General features: G+C 36.3%; 11 protein-coding genes and 2 pseudogenes. All 13 read right to left on the reverse strand.

Annotated elements, in window-relative coordinates; genetic code table 11:
- Nucleotides 1–412: 412 nt before the first annotated feature.
- The 13 genes and pseudogenes from DWY31_RS13580 to DWY31_RS13645 all read right to left on the reverse strand — a co-directional run bounded on the left by DWY31_RS13580 (nucleotide 413) and on the right by DWY31_RS13645 (nucleotide 10,731).
- A complete protein-coding gene (locus DWY31_RS13580) occupies nucleotides 413–856 on the reverse strand; it encodes a GNAT family N-acetyltransferase (protein WP_117538423.1) in 444 nt (147 codons plus the stop codon).
- A gap of 25 nt (nucleotides 857–881) precedes the next feature.
- The gene (locus tag DWY31_RS13585) at nucleotides 882–1,307 is read right to left on the reverse strand and encodes a GNAT family N-acetyltransferase (protein ID WP_118288810.1); all 426 of its coding nucleotides are present in this window, start codon (nucleotides 1,305–1,307) and stop codon (nucleotides 882–884) included.
- A gap of 454 nt (nucleotides 1,308–1,761) precedes the next feature.
- Nucleotides 1,762–2,274, reverse strand: a pseudogene (locus DWY31_RS13595) (ParB/RepB/Spo0J family partition protein); the annotation flags it as partial.
- 52 nt (nucleotides 2,275–2,326) lie between these two features.
- On the reverse strand, nucleotides 2,327–2,899 hold the full coding sequence (locus tag DWY31_RS13600; RefSeq protein WP_117538425.1) for a CDP-alcohol phosphatidyltransferase family protein: 573 nt from the start codon (nucleotides 2,897–2,899) through the stop codon (nucleotides 2,327–2,329).
- The gene (locus tag DWY31_RS13605) at nucleotides 2,889–3,953 is read right to left on the reverse strand and encodes an FUSC family protein (RefSeq protein ID WP_118520952.1); all 1,065 of its coding nucleotides are present in this window, start codon (nucleotides 3,951–3,953) and stop codon (nucleotides 2,889–2,891) included. The genes DWY31_RS13600 and DWY31_RS13605 overlap by 11 nt, the downstream gene beginning before the upstream one ends.
- A gap of 33 nt (nucleotides 3,954–3,986) precedes the next feature.
- Nucleotides 3,987–5,030 (reverse strand): sensor histidine kinase, encoded by a 1,044-nt coding sequence (locus DWY31_RS13610; protein WP_117538427.1) that lies wholly within the window; start codon nucleotides 5,028–5,030, stop codon nucleotides 3,987–3,989.
- Complete coding sequence (locus tag DWY31_RS13615) at nucleotides 5,030–5,701, reverse strand: response regulator transcription factor (protein WP_117538428.1); 672 nt, start codon at nucleotides 5,699–5,701, stop codon at nucleotides 5,030–5,032. Before DWY31_RS13615 ends, DWY31_RS13610 begins: the two co-directional genes overlap by 1 nt.
- An 18-nt stretch (nucleotides 5,702–5,719) precedes the next feature.
- The gene (locus DWY31_RS13620) at nucleotides 5,720–7,153 is read right to left on the reverse strand and encodes a phospholipase D family protein (protein WP_117538429.1); all 1,434 of its coding nucleotides are present in this window, start codon (nucleotides 7,151–7,153) and stop codon (nucleotides 5,720–5,722) included.
- 198 nt (nucleotides 7,154–7,351) lie between these two features.
- Nucleotides 7,352–8,911 carry a cardiolipin synthase gene (gene cls / locus DWY31_RS13625; protein WP_117538430.1) on the reverse strand — a complete coding sequence of 520 codons (1,560 nt, stop codon included), beginning with the start codon at nucleotides 8,909–8,911 and terminating at the stop codon, nucleotides 7,352–7,354.
- A 35-nt stretch (nucleotides 8,912–8,946) separates the two neighbouring features.
- Nucleotides 8,947–9,627, reverse strand: a complete 681-nt coding sequence (locus DWY31_RS13630) for a GTP pyrophosphokinase (RefSeq protein ID WP_117538431.1) — start codon at nucleotides 9,625–9,627, stop codon at nucleotides 8,947–8,949.
- A gap of 150 nt (nucleotides 9,628–9,777) precedes the next feature.
- Nucleotides 9,778–9,966, reverse strand: a pseudogene (locus DWY31_RS13635) (linear amide C-N hydrolase); the annotation flags it as partial.
- A 293-nt stretch (nucleotides 9,967–10,259) separates the two neighbouring features.
- Nucleotides 10,260–10,499: a hypothetical protein gene (locus DWY31_RS14620; RefSeq protein ID WP_330411928.1), complete on the reverse strand. Its 240-nt coding sequence runs from the start codon at nucleotides 10,497–10,499 to the stop codon at nucleotides 10,260–10,262.
- A gap of 13 nt (nucleotides 10,500–10,512) precedes the next feature.
- Nucleotides 10,513–10,731: a hypothetical protein gene (locus tag DWY31_RS13645; protein WP_118520954.1), complete on the reverse strand. Its 219-nt coding sequence runs from the start codon at nucleotides 10,729–10,731 to the stop codon at nucleotides 10,513–10,515.
- Nucleotides 10,732–10,918 lie beyond the last annotated feature (187 nt).

A 10,918-nucleotide genomic window follows, 5' to 3' on the forward strand; every position in this document is an offset into this window, starting at 1 on the left:
GATTTGCCACATCTACGAATGCCGGTAATCACCTTTATCATTCCATTATCTTTTCGCTCAATCAGCTGCTGTAGGTAAGCGTCTCTCTTAATCTCCATCGTTACACTCCCCATTTCCGTGCATCTGCACACTTTTTAGTAATGAGATTCTATCACAGAACGACCTGAATTTCAATATGTATTCCCATTTTATGTGCATCTACACACTTTTATGTAATGTTGATAAATATATTTTCAGATTTTTTTGATTGCAGTGTCTATAATCGACTACTCCAATCGTTATTATAGGTAGACAACAAAAAGAAGATGGTTCCGATGTTTCATTAAATATGTTCGTTAGTCTTTTACACAAAGGATTCTATCTCCTCTGCGCCCTAATGCTTTTCGGATTCAGTTCAACAACTGGAAGTTAATTATAAAGGTCTTTGCAAATACACCATATCTACTAACTGTACTCCGCTCTCGTAGATTGGGTGATCGTAATTATCTATAAAGAAATTTGATATAATATGTGAACGGACAAAACCACACTTTTCATAAAATGGTATTGTCAGTGGGCTATCGCCTGTTCCGACTTGCAGAATGGCGTATTGTTCTCTGTAATTATTAACAATAAACTCAATTAAGGCTCTTGCATAACCTTTCCCTTGATATTCTGGAACTGTAGCAATGTTCTTGATTTCGAGTATATCATTTTTTTCATCCGTTATGACACACTCGCACTTGACCCCATTATCATCAAGTACATACATCTTGCCGCTATCAAGATAACGGTCAACCATATCTTCCTGCTCATCTGCTAATAGGAGCAAATCAAGATATTGTTTTTTATTCTCTTTAACTTCAATAATTTTCATCAATCGCACCTTCAAATTTCGATTTCTATTTTCGTTTCCATAGCATGGTGTACTCTTTTTCACCAGTAGCTTCATCCAAACCTTCACATTGAATAATGAACCCTTCTCTTTGGTAAAAAGAAATTGCTCTGATATTCTTCTGGTATACATTTAATTGTAATCTGACTTTTTTATCCTTAATATAATCCAATAAAAGCTTACCTATGCCACATGACTGCATCTCATCAGAGACAAAAATACCTTCGATATATTCATCATTTAATCCTACAAATCCTTGTATCATTTTATCTGCTTCAAACACATAAACTTCGTATTGTGACATCATTTCTTTTACTAATTCATAATTACTCTTCCAGTATTGATTGGAAATAAAATAATGTGCTTTCAGATTTGTCTTTAACCATATGTCAGCAACTCTATCGATATCTCCGTTTAGCAACTTTCTAATCATAACAAATTTTCTCCACAACTACATCCTTTATGCTTTTCTCTTTTTTTCATTCTATCACAAGCTCACCATTAATCATCATTTTTTTGATATTTTTTCTTTTCCCCCACTGTAAAACAGCCTCTGAGCGTTTCGTTATATAGAAGGGTACACATACAGAGCAAGATCCACCCATGTTTAACAGTATTGCCATTTGGCATCCTGTTCTCCTATGGGATTTATCTTGATGGGGATCTCCCCATACCCTCTCAATAACAGACGTTTCACTTGTCTGTTGGTTCCACCTAAAGGTGTTCACAGCACTATTTCTAATATCGGAAGGGGCAGCCGATATTAAAATACGTGGACTCCCGGTAGGAGGAATAGTCTCAACGGAAGGAGGAGTATGAGAACAAAAAAAAAGATAAAGAACTGAATCACAGACATTTTATAGGATTACGTCTTACAGATGTCGAACTGGATTTATTAGACCAGTATCACTGATATATTCGTAGATCCATTCCTGTATTTCCTTATCGATGTAAGAGATATCAACGGCAACCGTGAATTGAAGCTTCTTGTTATCTACCAAATCAAGAAGTTCCGGAATAGGCTCTGTTAATCGTACAAATCTTTGTACCTGAGCTCTACTTTCCCCAACTTGCTTGCTCAAGACTTCATCCGATCTCAACTTCGTCTCATTTTGAGACAAAGTTAAATCTGCTCTGATTCCCTGCCTTTTCATTGCCTCAAGTTTCATCTTATAAGCAAAAGCTTTCTCACTCGGCAACAGTTCCTCTCGCTGAATGTTAGCGTCCATCATTGCCACAATGGCATCATCATTCGGTAATTCTCTTACGATTGCCGGAATTGTCGTAAGTCCTGCCAGCTGTGCTGCATGCATTCTTCTGTGACCGAACACCATTTCATATTCTTCATTATCATCCATGCGAAGCAGTACCGGTGTCAGTACTCCATTGATCCTTACTGTTTATATCTATCTTCTCCTAAATATTTTTCTAGTCATTGCAATATAAAATTGCTTATACATTCTCTCTCTTAAGAGTCCTGGTATTCTGGATAATATACAGAGCGACCGATATGACCATCATTATAGCGCACAAACCAATCAACAAATCTGATACCATCGGTGTAATGTGGAACCATATAATATGCACCGCTGCAGTTCCATATAATAAAAAGGTTACTATCTTTCCATGCCAGTCTGCACCATGTACTTTTCCTGTCTTTCGTATCACAAGACATCCACTAACTGCCATATACAGCTCCTTACCTGCCATTATTACGATTAAAAGAAGCACATGCGGAAAACGAGTAAACAGACAGATTAACATCGCTGCCTGTGTCAGCTTATCAGCCACCGGATCAAGTATTTTTCCTAAATTACTAATCCTATGGAATCTTCTTGCGATATATCCATCAGCAAGATCCGTAAGACCAGACAGCAATAAGATTTCACCAGCTAACAGAGGATTTTTCTTTACACAATAACTCCATATAATTACCGGAATCAGACAAAGCCGAAAAAAAGAAAGAAGATTAGGAACCGTAATAATTCTATTCAAATTTTCTTCCTGATTCACTTCACTCTGCATTTACGGTCACCTCACTTTCCTTTTTTTTAGACATAAACCAATAAAATATAACACAAAATGCTAAAGCAAATACAACACCAAAAACATTTTGAATCACTCTAAGGCTAACCGCTCCTTGTAGTCCATAAGTCTCTGCAGCAATGGCTAAAGCACCAAATGTGTTAAATAATGCCTGCCAGCCATATTGTGCTGAAAATCCTACACCGATTCCACCAAGAATTCCTATATATGCATAGATTGACGAAGGAAGCAGAAAATATAATACTGTAAAACATATAACACCTGCAATATTTCCGACAATCCTTTTACGGACTCTGTAGTGCATATCTTCCATAAACGGCAAAATCGCGGACATGGCCGCAATACCAGCCCACATTGCACGTGGCATATTACAAAGTTCTGCAATGCAAAGGACAATCGGTACGCATAAAATCTGACATATCTGCCATTTTGTTCTGGAAGAAGTGATATCAAATTCTTGTATCAGATCTTTCAGATTTCTTTTATAAGTTCTGTTTTTATGATTTCGATAAAATACAAAGCAGGTAAGTGCTGCACCTAAAGCCATTCCGACTAATCGCATCTGATAGCTTTTTCCCGTAACATCATAACCATATAGCAGCAGATACCCAAGAGCCAATGTAGATTGATTAAACATGAATGGATTATGGCATCCGAACAGAATCAACACATCCAGTGCCGCAATATTTAACAGCATTCCCAATACCGGTGAAAACTGATTTGCTAAATGCGGACATACAGTCATAATTACAAAGAACAAAGCCAAAAGCATCGTAGATTGTCCGGTGTGGATCCCCAGATCCGCATTTCTAAACACCATGAGACATAATAAGACTACTACACCTACAATGCTGTTCTCATTTCCAAATAGGATGCTGAAAATACTAACAAAGAAAAAACAAAATGCCATTGTAACAGCTATCTTCACCAGATATACCCACATATGATATAATTTTTCTTTTAATGTTTCACTCTTTTTCAACAGGTTTTTAGAACCTGCCTGATTTAACTGCAACTCCTGATAAAATGTCATATAAATTCTCCCATCTTCTAATTTATCTTAAAACTATATAATCTCATCTTTCTGCTTTGGCAGCTCTATAACAAATCTGCATCCACCATATTCACGGTTTTCTGCTTTAATTGTTCCTCCGGCACTATCTACAATCCGTTTTACAAGTGCAAGACCTAGGCCATTTCCTTCTGCTTTATGAGATCCATCTACCTGATAGAACTTGTCAAATATTCTGGATTTTACATCATCCTCTATTCCTGGTCCTTCATCTTCCAAAATGAACTTAACAGAATCCTGTTCTTGTTTCAGAAACATCGTAATTGTCCCCTTTGAAGGGCTGAACTTAATCGCATTATCCAAAAGATTTATCCAGATATGCATAAAAAGTCCTTCATTCCCAGTATATTTAACTTCCTCCAATTCTACCTGAAAACCAATTTCTTTTTCTGTCCATTTTGTTTCCAATGAAAGAAATGCCTGGCGGATCTGTTCATCCAGACGATATTCTGTTTTTTTCATTGGTATATTCTGATTCTCTAACTTGGATAACAGCAAAATATTACCAACCAATCCGGAAAGTCTTTGGGTGTTAAATAAGATTTTTTCTACATATTCCTCTTGATCCGGAGACAGTTCTTCTCCCTGAAGTAGCATTGTATATCCTTCAATGGCATTAATCGGGGTCTTAAACTCATGAGAAACATTAGATACAAAATCCATCTGCAGCACCTCTGTTGCACGAAGTTCTTTTGTCATAACGTTAAAACTTTGATAAGATTCTCCAACTTCTGCTATACGGCTGTTCGTTTCCAAATGCTGTTCAAAATCTCCCTGAGAAACTTCCTTCATTGCTTTACTAAGTCTGGTAATTGGTTCCAGTAACTTTGCATTGATAAAGGAAGTGATCAGCCCTGCAATCAATGTATTGAAAATTAAAAGCCAGCCAAGCACAGATATGCTGCCCGGCAGATTAAAAAAATGATTCAAAAAAGCAAATAATAAAGCAGATATGACTGTTGAAAATACAAGTGCCAGCCAGATTGCACCAGTCAGACAGGATCGGATCCGCAATTCTTTTTTTTTCTTTTGTTCCATTATTTTTTCACCACCTTGTATCCAATTCCACGCATGGTTACAATTTCGAAATCCGGATTGTCTTTCAAACGCTCTCTGATTCTTCCTATATGTACCTCTACTGTATGTGGGTCTGCCTCTGTCTCATATCCCCATACTTCATCCATTAACTGTTGTTTTGTAAATGTTCGGCCTGGCGAAGCTGCAAGCTTGTACAAAAGTAGAAATTCTTTTTTAGGTAAAACAAGACTTTCCTTATCCGTTGCAACCGTCATTGCATCGTAATCAAACTCTGTTGAACCGATCACAATTTTGTGTTCATTCAATATTTGCGCACGACGAAGCAATGCCCCGACTCTCAAAACCATTTCATTCACATTTACCGGTTTTACCATATAATCGTCACTTCCCGAAAGAAATCCCTGGCGCATATCATCAAAGGAACCTTTTGCAGTGATCATAAGTACTGGTATCTGATATCCTGCTGAACGAAGTTCCGATACCAGTTCATAACCATCCATAACCGGCATCATAATATCAGAAATGATCAGATCAATATATTCCCTATCCAATACCTCTAATGCCTGTGCCCCATCTGATGCACTTTTGACCTGATATCCATTCTTCTCAAGCACTTTTTGGAATAGCTGACTTAATTCTTTATCGTCTTCTACAATTAATATTTGAAACACGTTTTTCTTCCTCCTTCATCAAAACAGGTACCTTGCCCATCCAAGCAGATGTTGTACCAAAAATATATTTCTCTGACGTTTCTTTGTTAATTCAATTGGCTCTACATGATACGGATCATTATAAGTTCCGCCTTCTAATATCTGGCGGGACACTTTTTCATATTCCATCATGCCTTCTTCTAACTGTTTATTAATATCTTTACTGCGTATTACAAGCATCAGTTCCGTATCCAGATAAGCACTTCTCATGTCCATATTAAAGGAACCGATTACAGACAGATCATCGTCAATCAGAATACTTTTTCCGTGGTATGAATAACCACCTTCATATTCCCAGATATTAATTCCTGTACTTAAGATTCTATTTCTGTTTTTCGCATAATCGGCAGACCCAAATGGATTCCCATTATTCGCAACTGAATTTGTCATGATAGAAAAATCTGAAACGGTCTCTGCAATCTCCTCCCATGTATTATACATCATATCATTACAGATAATATATGGCGTGTGGATCTTCACACGATTTTTTGCATTTTTCATCAATTCTCCCAACTGATACCACACTACTGGTTCTTTGGAACCTGTGTGAATAGGATTTGACACTAATGTAATCTTTTCTGTCTCAAAAGTTTCGTCCGTATAATCGGTCTCGCAGATTCTTTCCTTATTCTCTTCAAAATATTTCTGATAGCTGTTCTGCAGCTCTAAAACTGCGTTCTTTACAGATTTTCTATTTGCCAGTTTTTTATTGTTATGAAAATAACCACTGTCTTCCTGCTTCCATATGGTTTCAAAATACTCTGACAACTGGTTAACTGAATTTTCTTTCTCAGGTTCATCGCAAACCACTAACACGTCTCTGTCATAGTTCTTATGCCCCGGAAAATCACCCAGGAAATAATTGTATGTATTTCTTCCCCCAAGAATATATCTCTTTCCATCCGTAATCAAATATTTATCATGCATTCTACCCATCATTTTCCACGGTTTCAACGGATTGGCCTTATTATACAGTTTAATTTCAACATTCTCATGGGAAGATAATCCATAGAAATACGGATTTCCTTCCATATCAATCCAGCTCTCCATTCCATCTACTAACAGACGAATATGTACACCTCTGTCTGCCGCATCATGCAGTGCTCCTAAAATCAATTTTCCACTTTCATCGGATTGAAATGCAAAAGTAGAAAGAATAATTTCCTTTTTTGCATTCTTGATCAAACGCACTCTTTGTAAAAGCGCTTCTGGATTCTTTTCTATGATTACTGCCCGTTCTGTATTTTCACTGCATTCGTTCCGTGACCCATTTTTTGTTTCTTTTTTGGTTGTATTGGACACTTCCGGCTGCTTTTTATATGCAACGCAGATTCCGAGCAATTCATAAAAAGCCACACATAAAAAAATTGCCAGTATAACAAGAAGGATTTTACATATTTTATGCTTTTTCATTGTACATCACTTGATTCCTTTTTATTTCATACTTATACAATACAAAGTCAATCTCAATTTAACCTCAACAAGGTTTATTTTTTTCATCCATGCAAAATCTTCTTTGTACAACAGACTGTTAGATATAGCAAAAACGGCCTTTCAAAAACAGTTAACTTCTAAATCAACTGTTTTTTGAAAGGTCGTTTCATCAGATTCTTATAGCAATCCAGCAAATAATCTCATAAATAATTGTCCCAGTCGCAAATATGCACCTTGTCCGGTTTGATATTGGTCTGTCACATCACGACATTCTCCCATCGTTCTTATCAGATCATTTTTTATTTCCACAACTGCCTGACAATCTGCCATAAAACAGCCGTTTTCAAAATGGTGATATAAACTTCGATAATCCAGATTAATTGTTCCACAAGTTGCCATACAGTCATCTGCCACACTCATTTTTGCATGACAGAAACCAGGAGTCCACTCATAAACACGAACACCATGTTTAACTAATCCATGATAAAAAGAACGAGTTATATTATAAATGAATTTTTTATCAGGAATACCAGGTGTGATAATTCTTACGTCTACCCCTCGCTTAGCAGCCAGACATAACGCATGCGTCATTTCATCTGTTATGATTAGATATGGAGTCATAAACCAACAATATTTTTCAGCTTTATTTATCATACTGATATAAACTTCTTCTCCTACTTGTTCATTATCCATAGGGCTGTCTGCATAAGGTTGAACAAACCCAGTTTGCTGTGCCGCATAATCATAGTGGAAAAGGTATTTACTAAAATCAGAATCATTAGCATCCTTATCACTTACTGCATTCCACATTTCCAAAAATGTCACCGTAAGCGACTGAACAGCATCTCCTTCTAAACGAATACCTGTATCTTTCCACTGTCCATACGGGTGTGTGTAATTAAAATATTCGTTTGCTAGATTATATCCACCTGTAAATCCGACTTTTCCATCAATAACTGTTATTTTTCTATGATCACGATTGTTCAAAAACAGATTTAAACCTGGCACAAATGGATTGAATACACGGCAATGAATTCCTATTGCCTCCATCTTTTTCACAAAATCTGTGTTAATAAAGCCTATAGAACCCATATCATCGTAGAATACTCTAACTTTCACACCTGCTTTTACTCGCTCTTCCAGAACATCTTGAATCTTATGCCATGCTTCAGCGTCTTCTATCGCATGATATTCCATAAAGATAAACTTCTGTGCTTTCTCCAAATCCTTAAGCTGTGCCTCTAATCCTTTCACTGCTTCATCAAAATACACAATATCCGTATTCTGATAGATTGGATACTGCGAATTTCTTTGTATGTAACTTGCTATATTTCCTGCTTTCGGAATTGCTTCTTTTATTCTGCTCAAACACTCCTGACTGTCCGGAAGCATTGGTAACAATTTGCTATCAATTTCTGCATATCGCTCACGCATTTTATGTGTGCCACCATTCAAACCAATCAACAAATACAGGCCTACACCCATAATTGGGAAAATTAGAATTAAGATGACCCAAGGCATTTTCATAGAGGATGTCTTATTTGATGCGTACAATCCCAAAACCAAGATCCCACTCAAAATCCTTGTAAATAAATTTATGATTTCTGCATATTCATTCAAGCGTGTTACGATAGTAATAATAAAAATCACTTCCAGAAGAATGCAGATTATGGAAAAACATAGCCGCTTTACCCCATTTTTTGTTTTTGCTTTGCCCTCTAAAGTATCTTGTTTCATATATATTCCACCTTCCTACTTGCTTAGTTTTCTCCCTAAATTTCATGGAACATACCAATTTTGTCTTTTATTCTCTGCATTTCATTATCTGCTTCAATGATAGCTCTTGCAGAATGAAGTAATTCTTCACTTATCTCATCATAGCCAGGCATTTCTTCAATTCCTTTTTTATAGCGAAGTTGATGTTCCAATGTTGCCCAAAAATCCATACCATTGGTTCGAATCTGTAATTCTACACGCATAGGTGTTTTACCCTTAGCAAAAAATACTGGTATTTCAACAATCATATGATAGCTTCGATAACCATTCGATTTTGGATTTTTTATATAATCTTTTATTTCAATAACTTTAATATCATCCTGTTGGGTAATCAAATCTGATATCATATAAATATCGTCAATAAACGCACAAACTATTCGAACGCCTGCTACATCATTGAGATATGTCTGTATATTTTCTGTTGTAAATTCATATCCCATCTTCTGCAGTTTATCGTAAATACTATTGGGCTTCTTAATTCTTGTTTTTATAAAAGAAATAGGATTTCGATTGTTCTCAACTGAAAATTCATCATCCAAAACCTCAAGTTTAGTTTGTATCTCCCGAATAGCACAACGATACATCATCATTAAATTATAAAATTTTGTAGCATTATTTAAAAACTGTAGTGATTCCGGACTGTCCATCCTGAGTTTTTTTACTTTATCTTTTGTCATGGAACTTTCCTTTCTACCTCATCCCTGATTTCAAAACATTATTTATTTTGATAGTTGATTCGTTCTCCTTGAATTACTGGATAACAAATTATTTTATCACTATCCAGATTTTCTACATGCATATCTACTGCACTGATCTGATGGTTTTCATAAAGGATAATCCTCTGCAACATGAGCCATTCCAATAATTGCATAATGATTTTTCATATCGCCAACATGGCGAAAATTAAACGCATAATTACGTGGTGTAATTACTATCTGATCACCATAAGAGCATTCATAATCGAGGGTTCGTCCCAAGTAAAAATCTTTTGTTTTATAAGTTGCTGCTGTACACATGATCGTTTATCCTCCTAAATAGATTGAAATATGTCAATGAGTTTTTTTCTTAAACAATAGTATAGCACAATTCTTTTATTTCGTTCCAACTTCATACATGATCATAACATGTAAACTTTAAACTATTTTCCTAGATTATTTCTCCATCAGTTTTTCAAATCAGGTATCCATAGCTAGGATGAATTGACCTACATCTGGCAATTCTTGCAGCATTTCATTTAGGATTTTGTGCTTCACATATTTCTGCACATACACCCAACAGGCAACGCTACTGGCTTCTGATACAATTTCAGCTATGGTTTTGCGCATAAGCTCTTCAAATTCAGCAATTTCTTCTTTCGGAACAACATCATACAGTGTGGTGCCTGATGACTTATTTTTACTCCATTTTCATTTGCATCTTTAAGCAGATTCTTAACTTTTTCTCTTGAATCCTCCGGTACTTTCATGTACTCCCACATAAATGCTACCACATCGGCTGGTGTGTCTTTTTTTAGTGGTGGTAACTGAATATAATCATTGTTTTCGCTCATTTTCATATCCTCCTCACGATATAATAAAATCAATAATACGTTCTCTTGTCATATCCAGTACAGTATCTACGAAAACTCCTGCAAACAGGATCAGATACAGAATAACACTCAGCGAAAACAGGAATGCAACCCAAATGTTAGCTGGAAATGGATCATTTTGAATGGAATTTTGTGTCACGAACGTGATTAGAAAATAACAAAAGCGTTCGTTGTCAGCTAATCCAGCTAACATTTTCGAACGCTTTGAAGCCCGTCGCCAAGAGGATTTGAACCTCCGACCCCTCGCTTAGGAGAGCTCCAACCTATTGTCACTCTCTGTCAATCTGAGGTAAGGTAAACCCATATGAGATACTATTAGAAACTGTTTCCTATTCAATTTGAGTTATTCTGAATACCCCCTCTGTCAAGCTCTGTAAAGC

The sequence above is a fragment of the Dorea sp. AF24-7LB genome, assembly GCF_003478575.1.
GTDB classification, from domain to species: domain Bacteria; phylum Bacillota; class Clostridia; order Lachnospirales; family Lachnospiraceae; genus Dorea_D; species Dorea_D hominis.

Bases quoted from the DNA above. Each gene is read 5' to 3' on its own strand.
- DWY31_RS13620 (WP_117538429.1), bottom strand. From the start codon at position 7,153: ATGAAAAAGCATAAAATATGTAAAATCCTTCTTGTTATACTGGCAATT.
- DWY31_RS13630 (WP_117538431.1), bottom strand. From the start codon at position 9,627: ATGACAAAAGATAAAGTAAAAAAACTCAGGATGGACAGTCCGGAATCA.
- DWY31_RS13610 (WP_117538427.1), bottom strand. From the start codon at position 5,030: ATGGAACAAAAGAAAAAAAAAGAATTGCGGATCCGATCCTGTCTGACT.
- DWY31_RS13580 (WP_117538423.1), bottom strand. From the start codon at position 856: ATGAAAATTATTGAAGTTAAAGAGAATAAAAAACAATATCTTGATTTG.
- DWY31_RS13600 (WP_117538425.1), bottom strand. From the start codon at position 2,899: ATGCAGAGTGAAGTGAATCAGGAAGAAAATTTGAATAGAATTATTACG.
- DWY31_RS13645 (WP_118520954.1), bottom strand. From the start codon at position 10,731: ATGTTAGCTGGATTAGCTGACAACGAACGCTTTTGTTATTTTCTAATC.
- cls (WP_117538430.1), bottom strand. From the start codon at position 8,911: ATGAAACAAGATACTTTAGAGGGCAAAGCAAAAACAAAAAATGGGGTA.
- DWY31_RS13585 (WP_118288810.1), bottom strand. From the start codon at position 1,307: ATGATTAGAAAGTTGCTAAACGGAGATATCGATAGAGTTGCTGACATA.
- DWY31_RS14620 (WP_330411928.1), bottom strand. From the start codon at position 10,499: ATGAGCGAAAACAATGATTATATTCAGTTACCACCACTAAAAAAAGAC.
- DWY31_RS13605 (WP_118520952.1), bottom strand. From the start codon at position 3,953: ATGACATTTTATCAGGAGTTGCAGTTAAATCAGGCAGGTTCTAAAAAC.